At 34.3% G+C, this 25,793-nt stretch carries 25 protein-coding genes and 1 other RNA gene; 15 read left to right on the top strand and 11 right to left on the bottom strand.

What is annotated here, in order from left to right; genetic code table 11:
• The first annotated feature begins 98 nt into the window (after positions 1-98).
• The 5 genes from pdxH to I5168_RS08940 all read left to right on the top strand — a co-directional run bounded on the left by pdxH (position 99) and on the right by I5168_RS08940 (position 4,810).
• Positions 99-746 (top strand): pyridoxamine 5'-phosphate oxidase, encoded by a 648-nt coding sequence (pdxH, locus tag I5168_RS08920; protein WP_167342136.1) that lies wholly within the window; start codon positions 99-101, stop codon positions 744-746.
• Positions 746-1,231 (top strand): SixA phosphatase family protein, encoded by a 486-nt coding sequence (locus I5168_RS08925; RefSeq protein ID WP_431471545.1) that lies wholly within the window; start codon positions 746-748, stop codon positions 1,229-1,231. Before pdxH ends, I5168_RS08925 begins: the two co-directional genes overlap by 1 nt.
• Complete coding sequence (gene ppk1 / locus I5168_RS08930; RefSeq protein ID WP_060524835.1) at positions 1,231-3,273, top strand: polyphosphate kinase 1; 2,043 nt, start codon at positions 1,231-1,233, stop codon at positions 3,271-3,273. Before I5168_RS08925 ends, ppk1 begins: the two co-directional genes overlap by 1 nt.
• On the top strand, positions 3,273-4,172 hold the full coding sequence (locus I5168_RS08935) for an exopolyphosphatase (protein ID WP_179944175.1): 900 nt from the start codon (positions 3,273-3,275) through the stop codon (positions 4,170-4,172). Before ppk1 ends, I5168_RS08935 begins: the two co-directional genes overlap by 1 nt.
• 71 nt (positions 4,173-4,243) lie before the next feature.
• Positions 4,244-4,810 (top strand): porin family protein, encoded by a 567-nt coding sequence (locus I5168_RS08940; protein WP_105019176.1) that lies wholly within the window; start codon positions 4,244-4,246, stop codon positions 4,808-4,810.
• Positions 4,811-4,860: 50 nt separating this feature from the next.
• Here the strand turns inward: I5168_RS08940 and I5168_RS08945 are convergent, their stop codons facing one another.
• Positions 4,861-6,684, bottom strand: coding sequence for a DNA polymerase III subunit gamma/tau (locus I5168_RS08945; RefSeq protein ID WP_431471546.1), 1,824 nt, complete (start codon positions 6,682-6,684; stop codon positions 4,861-4,863).
• An 89-nt stretch (positions 6,685-6,773) separates the two neighbouring features.
• On the opposite strand from I5168_RS08945, the gene rnpB reads away from it, so the two are divergent.
• Positions 6,774-7,111: RNase P RNA component class A (rnpB, locus tag I5168_RS08950), an RNA gene on the top strand.
• On the opposite strand, the gene rsmD is transcribed toward rnpB, so the two are convergent.
• From rsmD to I5168_RS08965, 3 genes are read right to left on the bottom strand one after another with little or no spacing between them, the layout of a single operon-like run.
• On the bottom strand, positions 7,109-7,660 hold the full coding sequence (gene rsmD, locus I5168_RS08955; RefSeq protein WP_431471547.1) for a 16S rRNA (guanine(966)-N(2))-methyltransferase RsmD: 552 nt from the start codon (positions 7,658-7,660) through the stop codon (positions 7,109-7,111). The genes rnpB and rsmD overlap by 3 nt on opposite strands.
• The gene (locus tag I5168_RS08960) at positions 7,651-8,439 is read right to left on the bottom strand and encodes a DUF3822 family protein (protein WP_167342132.1); all 789 of its coding nucleotides are present in this window, start codon (positions 8,437-8,439) and stop codon (positions 7,651-7,653) included. The genes rsmD and I5168_RS08960 overlap by 10 nt, the downstream gene beginning before the upstream one ends.
• Positions 8,390-9,133 (bottom strand): hypothetical protein, encoded by a 744-nt coding sequence (locus I5168_RS08965; RefSeq protein ID WP_240919391.1) that lies wholly within the window; start codon positions 9,131-9,133, stop codon positions 8,390-8,392. Before I5168_RS08965 ends, I5168_RS08960 begins: the two co-directional genes overlap by 50 nt.
• 119 nt (positions 9,134-9,252) lie before the next feature.
• Here I5168_RS08965 and I5168_RS08970 point away from each other — a divergent pair, with 119 nt between their 5' ends.
• Genes I5168_RS08970 through kdsB form a run of 3 tightly spaced genes read left to right on the top strand, consistent with a single transcriptional unit; the run spans position 9,253 to position 12,025 of the window.
• A complete protein-coding gene (locus tag I5168_RS08970; RefSeq protein ID WP_431471548.1) occupies positions 9,253-10,680 on the top strand; it encodes an ATP-dependent DNA helicase in 1,428 nt (475 codons plus the stop codon).
• A gap of 2 nt (positions 10,681-10,682) precedes the next feature.
• Positions 10,683-11,291 (top strand): DUF4126 domain-containing protein, encoded by a 609-nt coding sequence (locus I5168_RS08975; protein ID WP_042279329.1) that lies wholly within the window; start codon positions 10,683-10,685, stop codon positions 11,289-11,291.
• Complete coding sequence (gene kdsB / locus I5168_RS08980) at positions 11,288-12,025, top strand: 3-deoxy-manno-octulosonate cytidylyltransferase (protein ID WP_431471549.1); 738 nt, start codon at positions 11,288-11,290, stop codon at positions 12,023-12,025. The genes I5168_RS08975 and kdsB overlap by 4 nt, the downstream gene beginning before the upstream one ends.
• Here kdsB and I5168_RS08985 read toward each other — a convergent pair.
• Positions 12,018-12,329: a GNAT family N-acetyltransferase gene (locus tag I5168_RS08985; RefSeq protein WP_042279325.1), complete on the bottom strand. Its 312-nt coding sequence runs from the start codon at positions 12,327-12,329 to the stop codon at positions 12,018-12,020. The genes kdsB and I5168_RS08985 overlap by 8 nt on opposite strands.
• Before the next feature lie 174 nt (positions 12,330-12,503).
• Between I5168_RS08985 and I5168_RS08990 the strand changes: the two genes are divergently transcribed.
• The 5 genes from I5168_RS08990 (at position 12,504) to I5168_RS09010 (ending at position 16,969) form a co-directional block, all read left to right on the top strand.
• Positions 12,504-13,157 carry an alpha/beta fold hydrolase gene (locus I5168_RS08990; RefSeq protein WP_240919390.1) on the top strand — a complete coding sequence of 218 codons (654 nt, stop codon included), beginning with the start codon at positions 12,504-12,506 and terminating at the stop codon, positions 13,155-13,157.
• 57 nt (positions 13,158-13,214) lie between these two features.
• Entirely contained in the window at positions 13,215-14,156 is a 942-nt protein-coding gene (locus I5168_RS08995) for a lytic transglycosylase domain-containing protein (protein ID WP_042279323.1), read from the top strand.
• Complete coding sequence (gene cls / locus I5168_RS09000; RefSeq protein ID WP_317168799.1) at positions 14,156-15,637, top strand: cardiolipin synthase; 1,482 nt, start codon at positions 14,156-14,158, stop codon at positions 15,635-15,637. Before I5168_RS08995 ends, cls begins: the two co-directional genes overlap by 1 nt.
• A 19-nt stretch (positions 15,638-15,656) precedes the next feature.
• Positions 15,657-16,046, top strand: coding sequence for a sulfite exporter TauE/SafE family protein (locus I5168_RS09005; RefSeq protein ID WP_060525115.1), 390 nt, complete (start codon positions 15,657-15,659; stop codon positions 16,044-16,046).
• Positions 16,047-16,120: 74 nt separating this feature from the next.
• A complete protein-coding gene (locus I5168_RS09010) occupies positions 16,121-16,969 on the top strand; it encodes a DUF2911 domain-containing protein (RefSeq protein WP_431471550.1) in 849 nt (282 codons plus the stop codon).
• A 78-nt stretch (positions 16,970-17,047) separates the two neighbouring features.
• Here the strand turns inward: I5168_RS09010 and I5168_RS09015 are convergent, their stop codons facing one another.
• From I5168_RS09015 to I5168_RS09035, 5 genes are all read right to left on the bottom strand, one after another.
• The gene (locus tag I5168_RS09015; protein ID WP_167342128.1) at positions 17,048-17,425 is read right to left on the bottom strand and encodes a hypothetical protein; all 378 of its coding nucleotides are present in this window, start codon (positions 17,423-17,425) and stop codon (positions 17,048-17,050) included.
• A gap of 5 nt (positions 17,426-17,430) precedes the next feature.
• Entirely contained in the window at positions 17,431-19,149 is a 1,719-nt protein-coding gene (locus I5168_RS09020; RefSeq protein WP_167342127.1) for a sodium:solute symporter, read from the bottom strand.
• An 80-nt stretch (positions 19,150-19,229) separates the two neighbouring features.
• On the bottom strand, positions 19,230-21,773 hold the full coding sequence (locus tag I5168_RS09025) for a PIG-L family deacetylase (protein WP_431471551.1): 2,544 nt from the start codon (positions 21,771-21,773) through the stop codon (positions 19,230-19,232).
• An 81-nt stretch (positions 21,774-21,854) separates the two neighbouring features.
• Complete coding sequence (locus I5168_RS09030; RefSeq protein ID WP_431471552.1) at positions 21,855-22,952, bottom strand: serine hydrolase domain-containing protein; 1,098 nt, start codon at positions 22,950-22,952, stop codon at positions 21,855-21,857.
• A gap of 61 nt (positions 22,953-23,013) precedes the next feature.
• The gene (locus I5168_RS09035) at positions 23,014-23,685 is read right to left on the bottom strand and encodes an endonuclease III domain-containing protein (RefSeq protein ID WP_042279314.1); all 672 of its coding nucleotides are present in this window, start codon (positions 23,683-23,685) and stop codon (positions 23,014-23,016) included.
• A 34-nt stretch (positions 23,686-23,719) separates the two neighbouring features.
• Here I5168_RS09035 and bcp point away from each other — a divergent pair, with 34 nt between their 5' ends.
• Positions 23,720-24,175 (top strand): thioredoxin-dependent thiol peroxidase, encoded by a 456-nt coding sequence (gene bcp / locus I5168_RS09040; protein ID WP_042279312.1) that lies wholly within the window; start codon positions 23,720-23,722, stop codon positions 24,173-24,175.
• Positions 24,176-24,248: 73 nt separating this feature from the next.
• Here the strand turns inward: bcp and I5168_RS09045 are convergent, their stop codons facing one another.
• A complete protein-coding gene (locus tag I5168_RS09045; protein WP_042279309.1) occupies positions 24,249-25,715 on the bottom strand; it encodes a hypothetical protein in 1,467 nt (488 codons plus the stop codon).
• Positions 25,716-25,793 lie beyond the last annotated feature (78 nt).

Consider the following 25,793-nt stretch of genomic DNA (forward strand, 5'->3'; position numbering starts at 1 on the left):
GATAAGGCTTTTTTATTTATCTTATTTAAATTCTTTTAATTACTAATCTCAATAATTCAACTATGCATTTTGTAAATTGCATATGAACTATTGTGCCCATGAAAACTGAATTACACGATTTACGTAAAAACTATCAAAAAAGTGAATTGATAGAATCAGATGTTCCTAATAATCCTTTTTTGTTATTTAAGGATTGGTTTGAAATGGCTAAAGAACATCCAAAAATTGAAGAAGCAAACGCTATGTCTATTGCGACATTAGGTAGTGATGGTTTTCCAAAAAATAGAATTGTATTACTCAAAGAAATTCTTGATAATGGATTTGTTTTTTACACAAACTATGAAAGCGAAAAATCAAAAGCTATTGGAAATTATCAAAAAGGATGTTTACATTTTTTTTGGCCTGCTTTAGAAAAACAAATTATTATAAAGGTTACTATTTCAAAGGTATCTAAAGAACATTCTGAGAATTATTTTAAAAAGAGACCTAGAGAAAGTCAGTTAGGTGCTTGGGCTAGTGAACAAAGTTCACAGATAGCATCTAGGGAACAGCTGGAATCCAAACTCAAGACTGTTAGAGAAAGATTTGAAAACACTTCAAAAATTCCAATGCCTGAATTTTGGGGAGGTTTTATTTGTAAACCGTATAGTTTTGAATTTTGGCAGGGAAGGCCAAATAGATTGCACGATAGACTACTTTTTGAACAGGTAAATTCAATTTGGGAAATGAAAAGACTACAACCTTAATGAAAAAATTAACGCTCATCAGGCACGGTAAATCTACTTGGGAATATCAAGTAAGAGATCACGACAGGGTTCTTAAAGAACGTGGTATACAAGATGCACATTTGATAGGTAGCTATTTGAAAAAAAAATCATTTAATTCAGATATTTACATGTCAAGTAGTGCAGCACGTGCACTACAAACTGCAACTCTCGTTTGCGAGTACCTTGATTATAATTTAAAATCTCTTTCAATTAATAGGAGTTTATATACTTTTAGCAAGGAAGAATTAGAATCAGTTGTTCTTAATGCAAATGACGACCTTGATCATATTACAATATTCTCTCATAATCATGGAATTACTGAATTTGTAAATCACTTTGGGGATATTTACTTTGATAATATTCCTACTACGGGCTGTGTAACCCTTGAATTTTCAATTAATTCATGGAAAGACTTGAATCCTGGTAAAACGATTTCACATATTTTCCCAAAACAACTTCGTTAATGAATACTTACTACAATCGTGAATTAAGTTGGTTAAAATTCAATGAAAGAGTACTCCAAGAGGCAGAAGACCAATCGGTACCTTTAATTGAAAGACTTAGGTTTTTAGGGATTTTTTCCAATAATTTAGATGAGTTTTTTAGGGTCCGATATGCCACCATTCAAAGAATATATAAGGCAGGAAAAAATGCAACTAAATCGTTAGGAGGAATATCAGCCGGAGATTTATTAGAAGAGATTAATAAAGAGGTTATATCAATCCAGGCGAGAAGTTTTACCGTTTTAGAACAGCTGGAAAACGAATTAAAGCAAAAAAATGTATTAATTGTAGATGAAAAGGAATTGCCAAAGGAACATGAAGGCTTTATAAGAAATTTTTACAATGAAAAAATAAGTACCGCAATTTCAACCATTGTTCTTAAACCGAATCAGCCGCTACCTAGTTTGAGAGATGGTTTGGGATATCTCGCAGTAAGAATGGTTTTAAAAAATGAAACAACGCAGTATGCCATTATTGAGATACCAAAATACTTAAATCGATTTGTTGTTCTTCCTAGATTAGAAAATGATGATAATCAATATGTAATTTTATTGGATGATGTAATTAGACATCGACTACATTATACATTTGATATGTTTGATTACAAATATATCGAAGCTCATATGATCAAAGTTACTCTTGATGCAGAGCTGGAAATGGATATTGACCTAAAACAAAGCCTTTTAGAGAAAATAAGACGTAGTGTAAAGGATAGAAAAGATGGTGATATAGTACGATTTGTGTATGACAAGGAAATAAATAATAAAACTTTAGAATTTCTTCTAAATAAATTACATCTTGACGACGTAGATTCCATAATTCCTGGTGGTAGGTATCATAACCGTAGGGATTACTTAAAATTCCCAAGTCTAGGTAGAACGGATTTATTGTACGAACAGAAATCGCCTTTACCGGTATTGGACATACCAGCAAGAGGTTCTATTTTTAAGATAATTCAAGAAAAAGACATCTTACAATACACGCCTTATCATACGTTTTCCAATACAATTAGGTTTCTACGAGAGGCTGCACTAGATCCATACGTTACTACCATTAAAATAACTATTTATCGACTTGCAGAAATATCACAGGTAGCCTTTGCATTGATAAATGCTGCTAAGAATGGAAAACAAGTCACAGTATCGATAGAGTTACAAGCGCGATTTGATGAACAGGCAAATATCAATTATGCGGAACTCATGCAAGAGGAAGGAGTTAAACTCATATTTGGAGTTCCTGGGCTTAAAGTACATTGTAAGGCATGTGTAGTAAACAAGGTGATTAAAGGTAAAAACACTAGACTTGGATTCATTTCAACGGGAAATTTTAATGAAGCAACCGCTAGGATTTATACCGATTACACCATTTTTACATCTAACAAGAAAGTTCTCAAAGAGGTAGAACGAGTTTTTGACTTTTTTGAAGTTAATTATAAATTACATAGATATAAACATTTACTTGTTGCACCACATTATTTAAGAAACGGTATTGAACGATTGATTCGTAAAGAGATCGCTTTCGCGAAAGCTGGAAAAAAAGCCTTCATAAGGTGTAAATTAAATTCGATATCCGATTTCAAGATGATTGATTTATTGTACCAGGCGTCAAATGCAGGTGTTGAAATAGAATTAATTGTACGTGGTATTTGTTGCCTGATACCAGGAGTTCCTGGAATGAGTGAAAATATCACAGTCAAAAGTATTGTAGATAGATATTTAGAGCATCCTAGAGCCTACTACTTTCACAATGATGGGAATGATCTATTGTATATCTCAAGTGCAGATTTCATGACTAGAAATCTAGACCATAGAGTAGAGATAGCTTGTCCCATTTATGATAACGAAGTGAAAAGACAAATATTAGAAACTTTAGAGATTTGTTGGAATGACAACGTAAAAGCTAGACTGATCGATGAGAATCAAAATAATAATTATGTAAAACTTTTAGAAGACAAATCTGTAAGATCTCAATACGAAACCTATACTTATCTTAAGAATCAATAATGAGTTTTAAATCTGTTAAATATGGTGCCATTGACATAGGTTCTAACGCAATTAGACTGCTTATCGCAACAGCAAATACTATGACAGGAAATCCACCAAACTTTAAAAAAATTAGTTTGGTAAGGGTACCTATTAGATTAGGTCAAGATGTATTTACTACTGGTGAAATAAGTGAAGTAAATTTCAATCGTATGGTAGACGCCATGAAGGCATACAAACTGCTCATGCAAGTGCATAAGGTTGAAAAGTATAAAGCCTATGCAACGAGTGCCATGAGAGGTGCCCAAAATGGCCAAGAAATCGCAGATTATATTAAAGAGAATTGCGGTATTGAGATCGAAATTATTGATGGATCCCATGAAGCGGCAATAATTGCAATGACCGATTTACATAATGTGATAGATGAAAGAAAGGTTTATTTATATGTCGATGTAGGTGGTGGTAGTACGGAATTTACTCTTTTCGCTTATGGGAAAGAGGTCGTTTCTCGTTCCTTCCAAATAGGTACTGTTAGACTACTTAATGATATGGTAAATAACTCTCTTTGGGCAGAGGCAGAGAATTGGGTAAAAGAAGTTTGTAAGCCATATTCCAAAATTGAATTAATAGGTTCTGGTGGTAATATTAATAACATATTTAAAAGTAGCGGTAAATCTCAAGGAAAACCACTTTCTTACTTTTATCTAGCTAGTTACTATGAAAAGTTACAATCGTATACTTATGAAGAACGTATCTACAGTTTGAATATGAATCAAGATCGTGCAGATGTTATTATACCTGCTTGTAGAATTTATCTAAGAGCAATGAAATGGAGTATGGCCAAAAATATTTATGTACCGAAGATAGGATTGTCCGATGGTATCATTAAATCGATATATAATGCAGATAATCGGATATAATTCTTGGCAGGAATATATTTAAGCAGCATTAAACTATTAAACAGTACTTTTGAATTAAATAATTAGAACACATGAAAAATATTATTTTATCCTTATTTGTGATATTTATTTCTCTGAATGCCTATTCTCAGGTAAACGGTGAAGCTCAGTATGGATTTAGGTTAGGTCTTAATTACTCAAATTTATCGGGTGATATTGAGGATGCCGATTCTAGATTAGGGTTACATGCAAATTTCTTTGCTGTTGTACCATTAAGTGATTCCTTTAGTTTACAGCCTGAAATTGGACTTTCTGCAATAGGTGTTAATGAAGAAGAGCTGCGATTAGAAAACGGAGATAACGTTCAATTTAAAACAAATTGGTTACAAGTAGGTGTTCTTGCCAAAGTAGATTTAGGAGAAAAAATTTATCTATTGTTAGGACCACAAGCAGGAGTAAACGTTACTGAACGTGATAATAATGATTATTATAACTGGGATATTGCTGGTGTAGGTGGAATAGGGTACAACCTAGATGAAAATTGGACTTTGGACTTGAGATATAGTTATGGATTCGCTAACATTTTTGATAGGGAATTTGGTGAAATAGCTGAAGCGAATAACAGATACTTTCAATTAGGTATAGCTTACAAGTTATAAAATCAGTTGTCCTATGATATCAAAAAAGCAGCCGTAGAGCTGCTTTTTTTTTATTTAAAATCGAGATCAAATGTTTTTCTTAGTAATTCTAGCGCAGGATTTTTCTCAGACAATTTTTGATACTTCTCTTGCTCTGTAAATACATATTTTTTGGTTACCTGCTCATCTACTATGATATCAAAATAAATATTGTAATTGTTTAACTCCCTTTTCAAATGTTCCAAAACCGTACCTTGATTTTTTTCAAGATCCTCTTTCATTGATTTGTTAGGAAATTTTAGGCGTATACCTGATTTTTCTATCAATTCAGGATCATCTGCATTGAGAATACTAGCTAAAATACGCTGGCCTTTATTCTCTAAATAATCCACGTATTTATTCCATACTAGATTTAACTCCTCTTGACTAAAGGGTTTTGTAGGTAATTCATCATGTTTAATTACTTTTTGAGCAGCTTTGGCGACGTGCTCATTTTTTACCTGTATCGCTTTGATAGAACTACTACTTACAGTTTCTTTAGTTTTAGAAGACAATCTTGCTCTAGCAGCTTTTAATTGAGCTTCACGATCATTGGTATCCACAAAGTTTTGGGAATTCAAATGAGGTGTCTTCTCTGGTACAGGACTGGTTGATTCTATAGGCTTTTCAGAATTCCTGTAAGTTGATGGCTCTTCAGATATTACTTTTGAAGGTGCTGCTTTCGTAACGTGAGCTGTTTCCTGTTTTTGTTCCTCAGTAAGTTTTACATCATCTATTAGGATTTCTGTAAACTTTTCAGGACCTACTATGTAGCTATTGGAGTTTTTTTTTTCTCCATCCTGAAGGATAGAGGCTAGTTTCATTATAGCTAGTTCGACATGTAATCGTTGATTTCTACTAGCACGGTAGTTAAAATCGGCGTTGTTTGCTATTTCTATAGCCTCACGCAGGAAACCTAAATCTGTATGAGAAGACTGACTTTTATATTTTCCTTTAGTTTTTTCACCTAATTCCAAAAGCTGGATAGTGCGCTCATCTTTACAAACCATGAGGTCCCTAAAATGACTTGCAAGACCACTTATGAAATGATGACCATCAAAACCTTTAGCTAGTATTTCATCATAAGTAACTAGAAGATTAGGGATGTCGCCATCTAGAATCAAATCGGTTACCTTGAAATACGTATCACGATCTAAAACATTTAAATTTTCTGTTACAGCTTGTACAGTGAGATCTTTACCAGAAAAGCTTACCACTCTATCAAAAATTGACAAGGAATCACGCAGTGCACCATCTGCTTTTTGAGCTATTATTTGCAACGCTTCTTCCTCAGCACTTATTCCTTCTTGTTGCGCTATTCTTTTAAGGTGATCTCTCATAGCACCTACCGTAATCCTTTTAAAATCAAATATTTGACATCTAGATAATATGGTAGGGATAATTTTGTGCTTTTCGGTAGTGGCTAAAATAAAAATAGCATGAGATGGTGGTTCCTCAAGGGTTTTTAAGAACGCATTGAAGGCAGCATTTGATAGCATGTGAACCTCATCTATGATATATACTTTATATTTTCCCACTTGTGGAGGAATACGTACTTGATCGACAATACTACGTATGTGCTCTACACCGTTGTTTGAGGCAGCATCTAATTCAAAAATATTGAAAGCAAAGTCTTCATCGGGACTATAATCTCCACTTTCTTGATTTATTTTTTTGGCAAGAATTCTGGCACAGGTAGTTTTTCCTACACCTCTAGGTCCTGTAAATAGTAACGCCTGCGCTAGATGATTGCTTTTTATAGCATTCTCTAGAGTTTGTGTAATTGCCCTTTGACCAACAACATCTTCAAAGGTTTCGGGTCTGTATTTACGTGCGCTTACTATAAACGGTTCCATAGGTCAAAGATATACGTACGACATTGTTTTGCCGTTTATTTTGAGTTTGTTTTTTATTGATTTATCAACAAAAAAATAGGTAATTTTGCTGCGCAGGTCGCCTTATCGTTCCAGTATTTACAGGAAAGGAAAGTCCGGACACCACAGGATAGCATAACGGTTAATGGCCGTCGTTGTTGTTATGCTTTCGCGAAAGCGTAATCGTAATAGCAATAGGACTAGTGCAACAGAAAGTATGTACAGATAATGCTGTAGTGAAACCAGGTAAACTCTATGCGGTGCAATGTCATGTAGGTCAGAGTTTGAGCGTTATCCGCGCGATTTTGATGGGTAGGCAGATAGAGGTAAGTAGTAATACTTATCCCAGATAAATGATAAGGGTCTCAATAATGAGATACAGAATCCGGCTTATAGACCTGCTTTTCTATTCTTCTTCATCTTCATGATAAAAGAAACTAAAAACTGTGCCGCCGTATCGACGACTATCTTTAAAGTATGAATGAGTACTTAAATCTGAGTGTTTTGAATGCTCTACTATAAGCATTCCATCTGTATCTAGTAATTCTTGCTGAAAGATTAATTCTGGTACTTTAAGAAATTCCTCATCACTGAAACCGTAAGGAGGATCTGCAAAAATAAGATCGTACTTACCTTTATGTTTGCTTAAAAAACTGAACACATCGGCCTTTACAACGTCAATATTTAAGTCGAGATCGGTTGCAGTTTTTTTGATAAAACTGGTACATGCAGCATGTTTATCAACTGCTAGTGAACTACTTGCTCCACGACTACAAAATTCATAACTCATGTTTCCACTACCTGCGAATAGCTCCAATACTCTGCCATCATGTATTTCAATCTGATGTCTTAAAATATTAAATAGAGCTTCCTTAGCCATATCCGTCGTAGGACGAACAGGTAGAGTTTTTGGAGCTTGTATTCTTCTTCCTTTATGTATTCCAGAAATTATGCGCATATTAATTCTTTGAGATAATTGATGTTTTCATTTTTTTCCACATGTCGTATATATTTATACAGGACATCAAATAATTCTTCATCAATTTTTTCACCTTTTACGGTTACTACTGTGGTTTCTACATCGCAATTAAACTGTTGTAATGAAAATACGGTATAGTATAGTAAATCTTCTTTGGACTCATAAGGGTAGCTGTTATGGGCAACTAATTTATCGTCTTTATAAACACTTAAGTAAAAATGATTAGGAAGAAGGTTTAAATAAGCATGGTTTTGCCTTTCAATGTTTTCTTCTTTTTTCAATATTTGAGTACTTAAGTGGTAGTAGTTAAGATCGCCGTGTTTTTCAAAAAAGAAGTTATTCAAATTGCTATATGCAATATAAACAGTAGTTAGTTCTTTGAGATTATCATGACTGATTACATCAGTTTCTAATAATTGAGTTGTGTATTTAAGGTAGTCTGCGCTATTTGACGGATCAAAGTAGGCATTGGGAACACAGGTGAAAATAGGGTGGTGGTAATAGATATTTACTTTGGAAAAAGATTTGTTTACAAAATCTTCTTCGTTATAAATTAATTCTATCTCTTGAAAAAGTTCTATAGGATTGTTGGAGTATTTAAAGCTCTTATCGTAACTGTTTTCTACGCGATTACCTATATGAGTAAAAAAAGAAAGTCCATTCTGATGAATCAGAACGGACAACTCTTTTAAAATATTTTCAGACTTATTAGTTATCTGCATACTTTCTAGGCCAGTTACCACTTGTTGTAATTTCATCCAAGCTACCTACATAGATAGTAGATCCATTTACAGCCTCAACAGCTTTTACCTCAAGTTCTGCTTTTACGAGCTTTTCAGGCTGATCAAAAAGTATTTCTTTTTTATCGGCTGTAGCTTTAAATACAGGTATCATTTGGTCTTTATCAGGTACAAGACCTGTTTCCAATTTGATTTTACCAGGAGCATTTTCTATACCATAATCAAGAAGTTTTGCAACGTCAGTATTTTTGAATAATGAATCTTTAACAGATTTAAAGCCTAACGTGTCAATAATAGTAACCTCTTTAGTATATCCACCTGTTTCAGGATCTAATCTAAATTTGATGTTACGTTCTCTATCTACAACAGTACTATCTCGTTTAGTAGTAAGAGCAAATTGAGCAGTATCTACAAATTGTGTAAGGTTATTGATGTTCTCTGCATACTTACCAGTTATCAGTTTGTGAGCTGTTTGAGCTTCTCTTAACTTTATAAGTTTACTAATTACCTTTTTATACCTTTCTTCTTTTACTTTTTCAAATTCTACGGGTTCGGCAATGGATTGATACAGCTTGTATCCAAAGAATCCGCTTAAACCTAAAAGTATAAGAATAAATATAGGGTGTGCTTTCTTAGGAATTTTGTTAATAAATACAGCAAACAGTATCAGAACGACTAAACCTGCTAATACTGATAGTACAAAAGTCAACATATGTTCAAAAGTTTTTACTTGTTTTCAAAGCAAACAAATCTACAATATTTTTTGTCTAGTCCTAACGACTAGTGTGAAATTTGGGTTAAGTTTACCCACAGTTTTTCTACAAACCTTATATGGACGTATCCTCTTTCTATAAAGAATTAAAAGATCAATTTCCCTTTGAGCCTACAAATCAACAAGATATAGCGCTTCATCAGTTAAGTAATTTCATTCTAGATAAAAAAAATAAAGACCGTACTTTTTTATTAAAAGGTTACGCAGGTACCGGAAAAACTACTCTTATTAGTGTATTAGTTAAGGCTATTTGGAAAGTAAGAGTAGGAACTGTACTTCTAGCGCCTACAGGTAGAGCTGCCAAAGTAATAAGCAATTATTCATCCAGACAGGCAGCCACAATTCACCGAGAAATTTATTATCCAAAAGGTCAAGGTAGCGGCAGTGTAGAATTTACACTTAAAAAAAATAAACATCGTAATACTTTATTTATAGTAGACGAAGCATCGATGATACCAGATGTAGTCTCCGAAGGCAAATTATTTGGAGCTACGGGATCATTACTGGATGACCTTATACAATATGTCTACGAGGGAAGTAATTGTAAATTACTGATCATTGGAGATACAGCACAATTACCGCCAGTAAAACTAGAAGTAAGTCCAGCTCTTGATGAAAGAATAATTGAACAACGTTATTTAAAAGAAGTCACAAGTATTGAATTAGACGAGGTTAAACGACAAACCGATAAATCTGGTATCTTATTTAATGCTACAGGTATACGTAATCATATAGAGGAACAAGATTATAATTTTAAATTCAACGTACAGCCTTATAATGATATTAAACGATTAATTGATGGACATGAAATCATTGATACTATTAATAGTGCCTATGACATCAACGGTCATGAAGAAACAGCAATAATTGTAAGATCAAATAAACGGGCAAACCTTTATAACCAACAAATAAGATCAAGAATTTTATTCAGGGAAAGCGAGCTAAGTGCCGGCGACTTCCTAATGGTCGTAAAAAATAATTACCATTGGCTTAAACCTACTAGTGATGCTGGATTTATTGCAAATGGTGATATCATAGAAATATTAGAGATATTCTCATTTAAAGAATTATATGGTTTCAAATTTGCTAATGTTAAGGTGCGTATGGTAGATTATCCTGACATGAAACCCTTTGAAACCACGTTGTTACTTGATACATTAACATCAGAATCGCCTAGTTTAACCTATGAGCAAAGCAACAAATTGTATCAAGAGGTAAGGATGGATTATCTTAAATTACCTAAATGGAAGCAGTATAAAGAAATTAAAGCCAATCAGTATTTTAATGCTCTACAAGTAAAATTTTCTTATGCAATTACCTGTCATAAATCTCAAGGAGGACAATGGGAAAATGTGATCGTTGAGCAACCCTATTTACCAGATGGACCTAGCAAGGATTATTTAAGGTGGTTGTACACAGCATGTACAAGAGCCAAAACAAATTTGTATCTTATAGGCTTCAATAAGGATCATTTTATTGAATCATAGTTATGGAAACATTTTTTAGCATTTTCACCAGCGTTTGTTTGGGTATAGGATTGTCTGCCAGTGCAGGATTTAGAGTATTCGTTCCTTTGTTATTTTTGAGCTTTGCCGGATACATGGGTTGGATACCCTTAAATGAAGATTGGTCCTGGGCAGGTAGTTTAACAGCTGTAATTGTCCTAGCAGTTGCAGCCGTAGTAGAACTTCTTGCTTATTACATACCTTATGTAGATAATCTTTTGGACACTATTTCGGTTCCTCTCGCAACTATTGCAGGTACTGCAGTAATGGTGAGTGTCGTTGGAGATTTGGACCCAGTTTATACGTGGACTTTGGCCATCATTGCTGGTGGTGGAACAGCAGCTGCTATATCAAGCACTACAACCGCAGCACGAGCAACAAGCACAGCAACTACTGGTGGATTAGGTAATCCAGTAGTAAGCACAGCCGAGGCTGGATTAAGCGGTATTCTATCAATTCTCTCCTTACTCGCTCCAGTTGTCGCTGTCATTATTGTAATATTGATCTTTCTCGCCATGAGAAAGTTATATAAAAAATTGTTTAAAAGAAGTTCGCTTTCGCGAAAGCAAACTAACAAAAAACTAACAAATTGAGAACAATAGCCGTAATACCTGCACGCTATGAAGCAAGCAGATTTCCAGGTAAATTAATGAAAGATCTAAGTGGTAAACCTGTAATTATACGCACCATGCAGGCCACTCAACAAACAGGTCTATTTGATGATGTAATGGTCGCAACCGATAGTGAAACCATCTACAAAACTGTTGAGGAGAATGGAGGTAAAGCGGTAATGAGCACTAAAAATCATGAATGTGGTAGTGATCGTATTGCCGAAGCAGTCGAAAACATATCTGCCGATATTGTTATCAACGTTCAAGGAGACGAACCGTTTACTAATAAAGATGATCTAGCCTCATTAATAGAAGTGTTCAAGAATGATCCTTTAAAAAATATATCACTTGCATCTTTAATGCATGAAATTAAAGGTGAGGAAATGATATCTAATCCTAATAATGTAAAAGTTATAGTTGATGAAAATGATCACGCTATTTACTTTTCAAGGTCGCCCATACCTTATCATCGAGATAAATTATTACCAGCTACCTACTACAAGCATATAGGGATTTATGCGTTTAGGAAACAAGCGTTACTTGACTTTTATCGCAGTAAGGCAACACCACTAGAATTGTTAGAAAAACTAGAATGCTTGCGCTATATAGAGCAAGGGAAAAAGATTAAAATGGTGCGCACTCAAAAATCTAGTATTGGAATTGACACACCAGATGATTTAATTGAAGCAAATAAATTGTGGGACTGCTCTAAATAGCGATTCCTACGGGTAACATTTCCTTGTATTTAATTCTATTTTTTCTCACAAATCCAGCAATTTTAGGGTGAGTAGGTACAACTTTTAATTCTTTTTCAAATTTGATGTTGTCAAAAACTGCTGTAAGAAATTCATCCTTAAAAGAAAAGTTCTCTTCTAGAACTTCAGGGATAATTAATTTGGTTAAAAATATTTTGCGATCTTGTTGAGCATACTCGATACGAGCCATTTCTCCATCCACAATACATTCATACTGACGTAAAAACTCATTGTCAGTAATTTCTAAATTTACCTTTGTACTCATTCTCTCTTATTTAAAATCAGAAGAAATTCTGATCGTTTTACTACCTATATTTGATTATATTACTGGTAGGTTAGTAAAAGTTTTTTGAATAGTTGAATTACAAATATACTAAAAAACAGACATATACAAGTTAAGTTCTTTGTAATTATTTATAAATCAGATATATAAGCATCAATGAAGTGTTCGGTATATTTCATGCCAGGAATGGCAGCATCACCTCAAATTTTTGAATACATAAAATTGCCATCAAAACAATTTGATGTTCATCTAATGGAATGGATTCTACCTGTTAAAAATGAATCTATTAGGGACTATTGTATCAGACTTCTAGATCAAATAAAGCATGAATATCCTGTTTTAATAGGAGTATCATTTGGTGGTGTGATTGTCCAAGAACTTTCAAAACTGCTACCTGTAAAAAAAATGATTATCATTTCTTCCGTTAAATCTAGCAAAGAGTTCCCTAGACGCATGAGGTTAAGTAAAGTTACTCATCTTCACAAGGCGTTACCTACAACTCTCATTAAGCATTTTGGGACTATCGCTTCTTACTCAAAAATATTGGCACCTAAAAAGATAGAAATGTATAATAAATACCTATCTGTAAATGATCCATTATATATGGACTGGGCCTTGAACACAATCATTAATTGGGACCAAGAAAAAGCACCAGATAACTTAATTCATATTCATGGTGATAGTGACCCAGTTTTCCCCATTAAATATATTGAAAACTGTATTACTGTTGAAGGAGGAACACACGTTATGATTATAAATAGATTTAGATGGTTTAATGAGCATTTACCCCAACTTATTTTGGATAATTAACACTATCGATTAACCACTAGTCTGGTTAAAATTATATTTTTAAACAAAATTTTGAAGATGAAGAAACTACTTATAGGTATAGGATTAGGTATGGTTACTGTTATTGGATTAAGCATGATCCAAACAAGCGATAGCGACGAATCGGTAACAATTGAAAAAACACCAACTCTAAAGACGGATAAAAAACTGGTAAATGATTACAACGTTTACAGTTTCAATGTGCCTGAAAACCTAAATTTTGCTGGTGAAACAGTTCCTTTAAATATGCCAGATATTAGAGAACGTGCCGATAGAGAATTCCTTGTAAATACCTACTGGCAGTCTAATGGTATTTTGTTAATTAAACGAGCTCAAAAATATTTTCCAATCATTGAACCCATTTTACGTGAATATAATATTCCCGATGACTTTAAATATCTAGCCGTAATTGAAAGTGGTCTACAACCAGTTACTTCACCTGCTGGCGCCAGCGGCTTTTGGCAAATAATGAAGGCAACAGGAAAGGAGTATGGTCTAGAAGTAAATAGTAATGTCGATGAGCGTTTTCACATTGAAAAAGCAACACGTGTAGCATGTGAATATCTTAAGAATAGTAAAGAGCGCTTTGGAAGTTGGACTCTTGCTGCAGCAGCATATAATGCTGGTAACGCAGGCATTAATCGAGAGTTAGAAAAACAACAAGTGGATAATTATTATGACCTTGCACTTAATCCAGAAACGGGTCGCTATATGTTCAGAATAATGGCCATCAAAGAGATTTTGCAAGCTCCAGAAAAGTTTGGTTTCAATGTTGAACCAGATCATGCGTATCAACTAGTCCCTACAAAGGATGTAACAGTTGATTATGAAATTGAAGATTTGTCCGCTTTCGCGAAAGCGCAAAACATCAACTATAAAATTTTAAAGATTCACAATCCGTGGTTGCGAGAAGGCAAATTGAACAATCAATCTAGAAAAGTGTACCAAATTAAAATTCCTGAGGCAGGCTATTATAACTGATGATTTTAGATTGGGTTTACCGTAATTGGTTTTTTACAGCACTAGTACTTAATTATGTAGTAGCGTTGACAGGTGCCTTTTTTTTAATAAAAAGCAATCAAAACCCACGTAAAACGGTTTCATCCCTTCTCTTTCTTATTGCGCTTCCATTTATTGGTCTTATAATCTATTACTTTTTTGGTTTAGAATATAGGAAGTCTAAAATTTTTAAACGTAAGGACTTAGATGCTAATGTCTTAGTAAAAGAATGGAACGAGCGTTTACAAATCTCAGATCAACGTATTCATGAGCTAGATGATCAAGCCCTAATGGATCGTTTAAAAATGGTTAAGTTGCTCAAACATAACCAAAACGCCTATCTAACTCTGAAAAATGACGTCAAGGTCTTAATTAATGGAAACGCCACTTTTGAATCCATATTTAAGGATATTGATGAAGCCCAAGATCACATTCATCTAGAATATTTTATTTTCAATGACGACAATATTGGGAACGCGTTTATAGATAAGTTAATTGAGGCTAGAAATCGTGGGGTAGAGGTCAAGCTTATTTATGATTCTGTAGGTAGTGATTTATCACGAGCAGGTAAAAATCGTATGAAAGATGCTGGTATTGATTATCATTCTTTCATGCCAGTGTTGTTTTCAGATTTTACGAGAAAAGCCAATTATAGAAACCATCGTAAAATATGTATCATAGATGGCCATATAGGTTATCTAGGAGGAATTAACGTAAGCGATAGTTACGTAAATAAGAAAGGAGATACTGGAAGATTATACTGGAGAGATACTCATTGTCGTATTGAAGGTCATGCAGTAAAATCGTTACAAGTACAGTGGTTGTTGAACTGGTATTTTGTTTGTCAATGTGACAAAGAGGAACTGCCACATGAAATACCATCAAGTTATTTTCCTGAAATTGATGAGGTAGAAGATGTCGCTGTTCAAATAGCTGCAAGCGGTCCCGATACTGATTGGGCCAATATAATGGAAGCACTTTTTATTGCTATCAATACTGCACAACGATGTGTGAGGATTACCACTCCTTACTTTATACCTAACGAATCCATTTTAACCGCTTTAAAAAGTGCTGCAAGATCTGGAATTGAAATAGAAATTCTTGTTCCTAGAAAAGGTGATAGTTGGGCTGCAAGATATGCTAGTAGGTCTTATTTCACCGAAATATTAGAAAGTGGCGTTAAGTTGTACTGGTACACTAAAGGAATGCTACATGCAAAAACTATGGTGGTTGATGATCACTTTGCTACGATAGGAACTTCAAACATGGATTACCGTAGTTTTGATATAAATTTTGAAATCAATGCTTTGATGTATAATGAACGAATAAGTAAAGAATTGAATGATTTATTTGATAAGGATTTACTTGACAGTGAACAAATTATACTAGAAAGGTGGGAAAAAAGAAATAAACTGAACAAATTTAAAGAGTCTTTTTGTAGATTGTGGGCTCCATTACTATAACATGAAACCAAAAGCCAAAATGTCTCTTACAACTATTTTATTATTACTTCTATTAGGATTACTTGCTGGATTATTGAGCGGTAGCGTGGGCGTAGGCGGTGGTGTTATCATGGTGCCATTAGCTATTTGGTTCTTAGGTTACAATCAACATGATGCACAAGGATTAAGTCTTGCAGTTCTTGCGGTTCCAGTGACGTTTCTAGCAGCTTATAATTATCATAAAGCTGGTGAAGGATTAGACTGGCGATATGCCCTAGTAATTGCAGCAGCCTTTGTAATAGGTGGCTATTTTGGTTCAAAGATAGCAGTCAAAATAGACCAGCAAACTTTAAAAAAAATATTTGGGGTTGTTTTAATAATTGTTGCTATTAAAATGATTTTCTTCTCGCAGGCAAAGCCAGCCGAATAGATATTAAAAGTATCTTAAATGCCAATTCAAGATTTATTTACTTGTATTTTTATATCATCAAAATATTAAAATACATGAAACGTTTATTTTTATTCTTATTGATTTGTGCAACTACAGCTGTTACAGCACAAATACAAACTCCGCAACCTAGTCCTGCGGCAAAGGTCATGCAAAAGGTAGGTCTAACAGATATTACCGTTGAATATTCTAGACCAGCAATGAGAGGTCGTACGATATTTGGAGACTTAGTACCATTTGATAAATTATGGCGCACAGGAGCAAATGCAAATACTACGATCACAGTTGGAGACGATTTTACCTTTGGTGGGACAGATGTTAAGGCAGGAACTTATGCTGTATTTACTAAACCTGGTAAAAAACAATGGGATGTTTACCTGTACAGTAAAACAGACAATTGGGGTGCACCAAGATCTTGGGACGAATCATTAGTCGTGGCAACTGCAACAGTGCCAGTTCAAGAAATGAACTTAACTCAAGAAAGTTTTACAATAGGGATTAATGAATTATCCATGGATAGCGCTCATTTGCAAATTAGTTGGGAAAATTCATTAGTAGCTATTCCAATTACCGTACCTACTAAGAAGAAAACCGAGGAAAGTATCATGAAAGTAATGTCTGGCGAGGCACAACCATCGGTTAATGATTATTATAGTGCAGCCGCTTTTTACTATGAAGCGGGAACGAACCTAGAACAAGCTCTAGAATGGATTACCAAAGCAACAGAAATGAATGATAAGGCTTTCTGGATGTTCACTAGGAAGTCCTTAATAGAAGAGAAGCTGGGTAAAAAGAAAGACGCTATAAAGTCTGCTAAAACAGCCATAGCATTAGCAAAGGATCAGAAAAATGCTGATTATGTAAAAATAAATGAAGACAACTTAAAGCGCTGGGGCGCGATGTAAGTTGGATCTTGTTAAATAAAAAACGCTGTTCAGTTGAACAGCGTTTTTTATTTTACCGCTTTATAGTTATAACAAGTTTTAATTATAAAACATCGTGTCAAGAGATGGGTAAATCTCGACAAGCGTGATAATTCTAGTAGCTATCATTAAAAGGCAAATTAAAATACTTATAACTAAAGCAGGAATTTTCAAACTTTTCTTAGTAACTGCTAGTGCAAGTGCAATTGGTACAAAACCGTAAACTATGCCTGTGGCAAATTGAATTAAGTAAGTAGTTTTATTAAAATTTAAATTGAGTAAGCTTATAAGAATTAGGTGTATCAACATGAAAATAAGGACACCTATTAAAATATAACTACTTCTAGTGAGGTTAGTTTTTATTTGGTTTACTCTAGATTTAGGTAACGATATTAATTCGCTATCCTTAAAAGGATTATGGTCTTCTGACTGTTCCATTGAGCTTATATTCTATTTAAGTGTGGTTCATTATTATAATCGCCTAATTGAATTAGGAAAGCAAATACAATCGTTAATATTGCACCTAGTGGATTAAGCCATAAGAAAGGTAAAATCTCGATACCTGGTACAAATTCATGTAAAATAGCACAAGTGGCTACAATTACTTGTGACAGGCATGCTGCAATAAAAATAGCCTTACCTTTAATATGTTTTATATACAAAGCAACAAGAAAGATACCTAAGATAGTACCGTAAAAAATGGAGCCTATAAAGTTTACTAGCTGTATTAAATTATCAAATAATGATACAACTGATGCAAATCCTATAGCTGCAATTCCCCAAGCCAGTGTAAACCACTTTGACATACGCACGTAGTGATCATCATCACGTTCTGTTTTACTGAATCGTTTATAAATATCAACAGCCGTGGTGGACGATAAGGCATTTAATTCTGATGCAGTAGAACTCATCGCTGCACTTAGGATAACAGCAAGCAATAATCCTATTAAACCTTTAGGTAAGTGATTGAGGATAAAATGTATAAACACAAAATCTTTGTCATTTGTTTCAATACCTTCATCTGCCTTTTCAATAAGAATTCTTGCTTTACTTCTATTGTATTCTTCCTCGGCGCGCAGTCGGTTTAATTCTACTTTTAAATTGTCATTTTCATAACCATCAGCAAGTATAGCAGCGTATTGCTTTTGAGTTTGTTGCTTTTCTTCTAGTATGGATTTGTGATTATTCTGTAACTTAATGTATTCCTGCTTATACTCGCTTTCTAACACGGCTTGTTCTCCTGCTGGATTGAAGTTTAGTGGTGTAGCATTAAATTGATAGAATACAAAGACCATTACACCTACTAGTAGAATAAAAAATTGCATCGGGACTTTAAGTAAGCCATTGAAAAGCAAACCTATTCTCATTTGTTTTACCGATTTTCCAGATAAATATCGCTGTACTTGAGATTGATCGGTCCCAAAATAACTAAGCATAAGAAAAGTAGCTCCAAATAACGCACTCCACACATTATACCTATCTTGATACGAAAAATCAAAGTCTAGAATTTTCATTTTATCTGCATCACCAGCCATTTGCAACGCATTGTCAAAGGTTACGTTCTCTGGTAATGCTGTTACAATTAAAACAAAGGCTGTAATCATTCCTGCCATGATAACAATCATTTGTTGCTTTTGAGTAACATTAACCGCTTTGGTACCACCAGACACTGTATAAATGATTACTAGAATTCCTATTAAAATATTTAGGTATTTCAGTTCCCAACCAAGTACGGAACTTAGGATAATAGCCGGTGCATAAATCGTTATTCCTGCGGCAAGACCACGTTGTATAAGAAATAGTATAGAGGCTAGAGACCTCGTTTGTACATTAAACCTATTCTCTAAAAATTCATAGGCCGTATAAACTTTGAGTTTATGGTAAACAGGAATAAAACTTATACAAATTATCACAACCGCTATCGGTAGACCAAAATAAAACTGAACGAATTCCATTCCTTCTGTATATGCTTGTCCTGGAGTACTTAAAAAAGTGATAGCGCTGGCTTGTGTTGCCATGACTGATAACCCAACAGTCCACCATCGGGCATCACCTCCTTTTAAATATTGTTCACTACTTTGTTTTCCTCTAGTTTTATAAACACCATAAAATACAATAAAGGCTAGAGTAGAGGCTAGAATAAACCAATCAATTGTTCCCATACCTCATACTAATTAAATAGAAAATCACCGCAAAAAGAATGTTTGCAGCTATAAGACCTATATATACCTTGCTCCATTTTTTAGAATTTCCTTTCTTCATCTTGCTGTTTAATTGGTTCCTTTTCGATACTTAAACTCAACATGTTTGCAAGCAATTTATAGGCTCCAGAAACTCCGGCAGGTAACTCCCTAAATAAGCTCAAACCCGTGTAAACGATATGTCCATCACCGTATTTCCCTACTAGTAAACTTCCTTTAGTCATAGGTTCACCAGCGTCATTCATACCTAGAATAGGTGTAAAATTATCGTTCCATTTTTCAGGAAAATACAAACCTCTTTCTTGAATCCATCCTTCAAAGTCTTTATTCGTAATGCGATTAGGCTGGTTCATGATTCTGTGATCTGGTGCAAGAAAAGTCACAGCGGCATTTTCATCTGTTACACGCTTTCGCGAAAGCGTAATTTCTAATGGTCCTAGTTCATTATCACCAATACCACGATTAGTATTGTACTGCATGATGAGTGTTCCACCTGAGGCTACATAAGTGTCAAGGATATCCTTTAACGCCGCCATTTCTTGTTTGTAAACGTTAAAGGCTCTTATTCCAATTACTACGGCATCATAATCTGAAAGATTTGCAGGAACTTCTGAAGGATCAAAAAAGCTTACCTGGCTGCCCATCGCAGCTATTGCTTGACCTACTTGATCACCAGCACCATTAATATATGCGACCGAGTTTGCAAAGTTAGTTATACCTGGTTGTACGAGTTGAACTTCGTTATTACGCACCCATTGTTGATTAGGAATATGTTCATAATTAATGGAAATTACCTCTTGGGTATAGGATTTATCATTTACGGTTAAAATAGCGCTGGCTAATCCTTTACTTGCTTGTGATGGGGCAGTTACAATAAAGTTATATTGTTTTTGATCTCCTTTTATAAGGTCATCAATAGTGATATGCTCTGGCTTTACCTTCCAATCAGTAGGTACACATAATTCAAGTTTCGCATTTCTGAAATTTTTATAGGCGTGTACATTAACAGTTATCTCTTGTTTTTGGCTTTGAGTGAAAATAAAAACAGGATTATCGATGGATAAAGATACTTCTGGAGTAATTTGAAGAGGTTCTCTAACCTCACCTCTTACAGGATCAGTTCTTTTATGAATCACGGGTATTTTAAAAGGAATGGCTTGATCCTTAATCCTAACAATTCCTCTTACTAAAAATGGACTATCTAATTCTGGTTTTCCTATTTGTTCTGGATCATTTACTACGTACATACCTACAGTACCTTTTTGTTTAAGATAGTAAGGTGTAGTAGTTTCAAAATAGGAAGGAACCTTCAACTTTCCGGTTAGTTGCTTTGACTCATATTCTGAAAGTACAATATTGTTTTCTTTAATTTCTACTAGGTTGCTAGGGATGAATTCAATTGAAAAATCAATTTTAGACCTGTTAGTTATCTCGATATAAACATCACTTTCATTACCAATAGCAATTTGTTCATTTCTGGTAGATGCCACCATATAAATTCCAAGAATATTATTCAGAATATGATCAATTTCTTTTAATTTAATTGTTTTCCAGTGATCATTTTTAATTTTTGAAATATTTGATCGCAGTTCTAGTAGTGAAGGAATGCTAGCTTCTGGATTTTTAAAATCGTAATTTGAAACCAGTTTTTCATGTAAATCTTTAATCTTTTTTCCTCCCTTAACTCTTGTCCAAGTGGTATTTATTCCTGAAAATAAATCAGATTTATCTGTTGGGAAATCACCATCTATAAACTCTATATATTCCTTTTGTGGCGACCTGTCTCCACTACTACCAAAGCCTTGTGACTTGTGTTCACTTCGACTTAATGCTGCAATTTCATGATTTGACAAACCTTTATAATCATAAAATGGATTTGAGTTTATAGCGAGTAAATTTTTCTTGTCTGCTTGTTCAAAAGCCTCTTGACTACCATAAAACCACCAGCTCGTATTAAAAAACAGTCTTCTAGGTTGCCAAGTTTCGAGTGTTTTTAACTGATTTCCAAAGGAATTTTTATCTCCTGCAGCCTTAAAAGCTTCAACACTAAAAATAGCACTAGTTGTATGATGTCCATGAGTGGAGCCCGGTGTTCTATGATCAAAACGATTGATAATTATATCAGGTCGATATTGTCTAATAATACGTACAACATCTTCCATAACTTGAGTTTTGTTCCAAATTTCAATCGTCTCATCTGGATGTTTTGAATATCCAAAATCATTTGCTCTGGTAAAAAACTGTTCGCCGCCATCTATATTTCTTGCCTCAAGTAGTTCTTGAGTTCGGATCATTCCTAGTTGTTCTCTTAATTGTGGACCAATGAGATTTTGACCACCATCACCACGTGTAAGAGATAGATAAGCAGTTCTTGCCATTCTCTCGTTGGCTAAATAAGAAATTAGTCTTGTGTTTTCGTCATCCGGATGAGCAGCTACGTAAAGTACTGTTCCCAGAAATCCTAATTTTTCAATATCGTGGAAAATTTGGGATGTAGTAACTGGTTTAGGAGTAAGTCGATTTTCTTGTGCAATTATGGGGTATGCAATCAAAATACCGCATACAAAAAGGAGGATCTTTTTCATACGGTGTGAAGATAAAAATTTAAGAGGTAAAAATGAATGTAAAAGGCGTGCTTTTGACAATCAAAATAGCGTTATTCTTACTTAGTTAATTACTTGGTTTAGTAATTCCCAAAGTTCATCGTGAAAGACTATAGGTACTAGTTCATTGGCAGGACTATCTCCCATACGCACAACAACCATATCCAGACTAGGAATAACATCGATAATCTGACCATTTTTTCCTAATGCACAGATCATATCGTCAGGAGCTGATGGAGTTAATGAAGTAGGGAATGAGTTTGGTGATGAAGGAAAAACAATAGAGTTTTTTCCATTAAGCCACCATAAATAGCCATAAGAAGGATTTAGGTTTTGAGAGGTGGATACCATGTCATTAAAATAAGTAGAATCACCTAGTACGGTTGTTGAATCCCATTGACCTTCGTTAAGAGTTAATAGGCCAAATCTAGCCGCATCTCTTGCTGTAGAATAATATGTACTTCCATAGCCACCACTTAAAGGTAGCCAGAATCCATTCATCCCAATTTTATTTTCAATAGAGCTATCAGTGTAATTATTTAACGACGTTCCAGTAGCTACTTCTAAAACATCCTTGAGTAGGGTATAAGTTGCGTTGTGATAATACCATTGTGAACCAGCATCTGATAAATAGGTCAAACATGCAGCATCAGTACAATCTGAATTTGAGACATTATAATCTATTCCTGTAGTGAACGTTAATTGATGAAATAAGCTAATTTCATCTTCTTTATCACTAGGCATGGTTGTCCAGCCTGGACCTAGATAATCACTTGTTTTATCGGCAATGTTCAGAAATCCTTCTTCTTGAGCAACTCCTACCATAGTGCCCGTAAGAGATTTTGATGCACTTGCCCAGTACCAATTGGAATTTGCCGTGAATGGCTGAGATTGTAGGTCGGTATTCCAATATTGCTCAACTATTATTTTACCGTTTACAAGAACTATAAAAGCTCTTGTTTCATTGTTTTCTAAAAAAGTAAATAGGTCGTTTAATTTTTGATCGTTCCAGTTTAAGGATTCTGTAGATTGAGTTTCCCAATCATTCGAATCAGAAGGAGGAAAATACATTCCAGTTTCTTGAATTTGATCATCAACGTTATTATCATCACTAGAACAAGCTAAAAAAGATAGAAATAGGAGGAAGAGTAAATATTTCATGAGAGGTATTTGTCTATTCTGACTATAAAAAGGCGATTAAGTTTAAACTAATTAGAAGAAATTATTTTTTCTTCCTCTTCTTTAAGCTTTTATAATACTCATCTAGTACGCTTTTTCTACCTATGGTGTTTGTGATGATATCCTTTTCTAAATTCCATCCTCTAGCAGGGCTGTATTCACGGCCATACCATATTATTTGAAGATGTAGGTCGTTCCACTTTTCTTCTGGAAATAAGCGTTTAGCATCTTTTTCAGTTTGTACCACATTCTTCCCATTAGATAAGTTCCAACGATACATTAATCTGTGAATATGGGTATCAACAGGAAAAGCTGGTATCCCAAATGCTTGGGAAAGAACTACGGCAGCTGTTTTATGACCTACAGCTGGAAGCTCTTCTAATTCTTCATAGGTTTGTGGTACAAGACCATTATGTTTGTCTATTAAGATTTGCGATAATCCATGAATCCCTTTGGATTTCATAGGAGATAAACCTACTGGTTTAATGATTTCCCTTATTTCATCTACGCTTAATTTTACCATATCATATGGATTATCAGCTCTATCGAATAATAAAGGTGTGATTTGATTAACTCTCACATCTGTACTTTGAGCACTCATTAATACAGCAATTAATAACGTATAAGGATCAGTATGGTCTAAGGGTACAGGAATTTCTGGATACAATTCCTCGAGTTTATTTATGACGAAATTAACTTTGTCTGCCTTGTTCATTGTTGTAATTTAGAGCTTAAACAAAAATACGATTATGACCACTTTAAAAGCCGGAGATAAAGCTCCAGATTTTTCTATACCTAACCAAGACGGAAAGGAAATTTCTTTATCTGATTTTGCAGGAAAAAAGCTTGTCCTATTCTTTTATCCCAAAGCAAGTACTCCTGGATGTACTGCCGAAGCTTGTAATTTACGTGATAACGTAGATCGTTTTCGCGCAAGCGGATACGAAATTTTAGGAGCAAGTGCCGATAGTCAAAAAAGACAATTGAATTTTAAAAATAAACATGAACTTTCTTACGACCTTTTATCTGATGAGGATCATACGCTATTAAATGCTTATGGTGTTTGGGGTCCTAAAAAATTTATGGGTAAGGAGTATGATGGAATTCACAGAACAACATTTGTAATAAATGAAGAAGGAATTATTGAGGATGTGATATCAAAAGTGAAAACTAAAGATCACACGGCTCAAATATTAGTCGATTAAGTATTGTACTAGGATAAAAAAGCCTCAATTTAAATGAAATTGAGGCTTTTTTATTTTTATCAAATCTATTCAGTTACACAGGAGCATCTTCATTTTGCTCTTTTGTTGAACTTTCGTGTCCAAAGAAATGTTGATTTTCAATAAGTTTTGCAACTCCATTAGGTAGCATTTCTTGCCATCCATCCTCTCCATTTTCAATCATACGTAAAACTTCTCTAGAAAATATATGTCCGATTGAGGCATCATAATCTTCTATGTCTTTAAGTTTTCCGTTGTATTTAAAGAATTTATACAATTCTTTCATTCTAGGATGAACTTTTAGGTTTTCACTGGTAATCATCTCTCCGGTTTCAGCGTCTTTCATTGGATATAGATAGACTCTTAAATCCTTAAAGAATAATTTACCAAATGCTTCTAGAATTCCACCACTTAAATGAGTATAGTATTTAGTGTCAAAAATATCGACCAGATTATTCACACCCATAACTAGTCCAATTCTAGCTTTGGTATAATTATTAAGATATTCTACTAATCGGTAATATTCTTTGAAGTTTGAAATGAGTACTGTGTGTCCTAGTGAACAAAGCAATTCTGCTCTATGTAAGAAGTCTTCTTCATCAATCTCACCACTAGCTTTAAGATTGGAAAGGGTGATTTCAAATAAAGTTTGTAGCTTTTCTTCAGTTACTGTTCCAGATTGTATAAAGCGTTTTTTTGCAGTTTCATACATATCCATATTTACTTTGGTCACTGGTCGGAACGAACCTCGTAAACAAAGTACATTTTTCTTATAAAGTATGCGGGCAGCTAGAATGTTATTACCATCTGGTCCAAAAACAACAGCCTCCGTCATTCCGTTTTTGATAAGTTGTAAACTCATCAAACGGTTGTCTACATTTTCAAATCTAGGACCAGAGAAATTGATCATATCAATTTCAATTTTATCCATATCAATGTGATCGTATAGGTATTTCAATAATTTTTTAGGCTGATCATATTTATAGAAGGCACCATAAATAAGATTAGTTCCTAATATACCTAAAGTAATTTGTTGTAGTCTAGCATCACGTTCCTTAAACCTTACGTGCAGAATAATCTTTGAATATTCCTCACCAGGCGAAGCTTGAAATTTAATACCAACCCAACCATGACCTAGATATTTTTTTGCAAAGTCTATGGTTGCAACTGTATTAGCATAGGTGAAAAACATTTTCTCAGGATGCTTCTCTCTAGATAATCGATCCTCAATAAGCTCTGTTTCGTATTCCAACATACGTTGCAATCTAGCCTCGGTTACATAACGACCATCATCCTGAATACCATAAACAGCATCAGAGAAGTCTTTATCATAAGCACTCATAGCTTTTGCGATAGTTCCACTAGCGCCACCAGATCTAAAAAAATGGCGAACTGTTTCTTGACCAGCACCTATTTCGGCAAAAGTTCCGTAGATGTTTTTGTTAAGATTTATTCTTAAGGCTTTATTCTTTAACGATGGGATGGATTCAAAATCCTGATCTCCAGGTAAACTGCTAGGCATATTAGTACGGTTACAAATCTGTTAGTACAAAGGTATGAAACCACAGTAGTACTCAAAAAAATTATCTCTAATTTTAAG

Source organism: Nonlabens sp. SCSIO 43208 (assembly GCF_050703575.1).
GTDB lineage: Bacteria > Bacteroidota > Bacteroidia > Flavobacteriales > Flavobacteriaceae > Nonlabens > Nonlabens tegetincola.

What these genes read in the sequence shown, in the direction of transcription:
- pdxH (WP_167342136.1), top strand. Translation starts at nt 99, where the DNA reads ATGAAAACTGAATTACACGATTTACGTAAAAACTATCAAAAAAGTGAA.
- I5168_RS08925 (WP_431471545.1), top strand. Translation starts at nt 746, where the DNA reads ATGAAAAAATTAACGCTCATCAGGCACGGTAAATCTACTTGGGAATAT.
- ppk1 (WP_060524835.1), top strand. Translation starts at nt 1,231, where the DNA reads ATGAATACTTACTACAATCGTGAATTAAGTTGGTTAAAATTCAATGAA.
- I5168_RS08935 (WP_179944175.1), top strand. Translation starts at nt 3,273, where the DNA reads ATGAGTTTTAAATCTGTTAAATATGGTGCCATTGACATAGGTTCTAAC.
- I5168_RS08940 (WP_105019176.1), top strand. Translation starts at nt 4,244, where the DNA reads ATGAAAAATATTATTTTATCCTTATTTGTGATATTTATTTCTCTGAAT.
- I5168_RS08945 (WP_431471546.1), bottom strand. Translation starts at nt 6,684, where the DNA reads ATGGAACCGTTTATAGTAAGCGCACGTAAATACAGACCCGAAACCTTT.
- rsmD (WP_431471547.1), bottom strand. Translation starts at nt 7,660, where the DNA reads ATGCGCATAATTTCTGGAATACATAAAGGAAGAAGAATACAAGCTCCA.
- I5168_RS08960 (WP_167342132.1), bottom strand. Translation starts at nt 8,439, where the DNA reads ATGAAATTACAACAAGTGGTAACTGGCCTAGAAAGTATGCAGATAACT.
- I5168_RS08965 (WP_240919391.1), bottom strand. Translation starts at nt 9,133, where the DNA reads ATGTTGACTTTTGTACTATCAGTATTAGCAGGTTTAGTCGTTCTGATA.
- I5168_RS08970 (WP_431471548.1), top strand. Translation starts at nt 9,253, where the DNA reads ATGGACGTATCCTCTTTCTATAAAGAATTAAAAGATCAATTTCCCTTT.
- I5168_RS08975 (WP_042279329.1), top strand. Translation starts at nt 10,683, where the DNA reads ATGGAAACATTTTTTAGCATTTTCACCAGCGTTTGTTTGGGTATAGGA.
- I5168_RS08985 (WP_042279325.1), bottom strand. Translation starts at nt 12,329, where the DNA reads ATGAGTACAAAGGTAAATTTAGAAATTACTGACAATGAGTTTTTACGT.
- I5168_RS08990 (WP_240919390.1), top strand. Translation starts at nt 12,504, where the DNA reads ATGAAGTGTTCGGTATATTTCATGCCAGGAATGGCAGCATCACCTCAA.
- I5168_RS08995 (WP_042279323.1), top strand. Translation starts at nt 13,215, where the DNA reads ATGAAGAAACTACTTATAGGTATAGGATTAGGTATGGTTACTGTTATT.
- cls (WP_317168799.1), top strand. Translation starts at nt 14,156, where the DNA reads ATGATTTTAGATTGGGTTTACCGTAATTGGTTTTTTACAGCACTAGTA.
- I5168_RS09005 (WP_060525115.1), top strand. Translation starts at nt 15,657, where the DNA reads ATGTCTCTTACAACTATTTTATTATTACTTCTATTAGGATTACTTGCT.
- I5168_RS09010 (WP_431471550.1), top strand. Translation starts at nt 16,121, where the DNA reads ATGAAACGTTTATTTTTATTCTTATTGATTTGTGCAACTACAGCTGTT.
- I5168_RS09015 (WP_167342128.1), bottom strand. Translation starts at nt 17,425, where the DNA reads ATGGAACAGTCAGAAGACCATAATCCTTTTAAGGATAGCGAATTAATA.
- I5168_RS09020 (WP_167342127.1), bottom strand. Translation starts at nt 19,149, where the DNA reads ATGGGAACAATTGATTGGTTTATTCTAGCCTCTACTCTAGCCTTTATT.
- I5168_RS09025 (WP_431471551.1), bottom strand. Translation starts at nt 21,773, where the DNA reads ATGAAAAAGATCCTCCTTTTTGTATGCGGTATTTTGATTGCATACCCC.
- I5168_RS09030 (WP_431471552.1), bottom strand. Translation starts at nt 22,952, where the DNA reads ATGAAATATTTACTCTTCCTCCTATTTCTATCTTTTTTAGCTTGTTCT.
- I5168_RS09035 (WP_042279314.1), bottom strand. Translation starts at nt 23,685, where the DNA reads ATGAACAAGGCAGACAAAGTTAATTTCGTCATAAATAAACTCGAGGAA.
- bcp (WP_042279312.1), top strand. Translation starts at nt 23,720, where the DNA reads ATGACCACTTTAAAAGCCGGAGATAAAGCTCCAGATTTTTCTATACCT.
- I5168_RS09045 (WP_042279309.1), bottom strand. Translation starts at nt 25,715, where the DNA reads ATGCCTAGCAGTTTACCTGGAGATCAGGATTTTGAATCCATCCCATCG.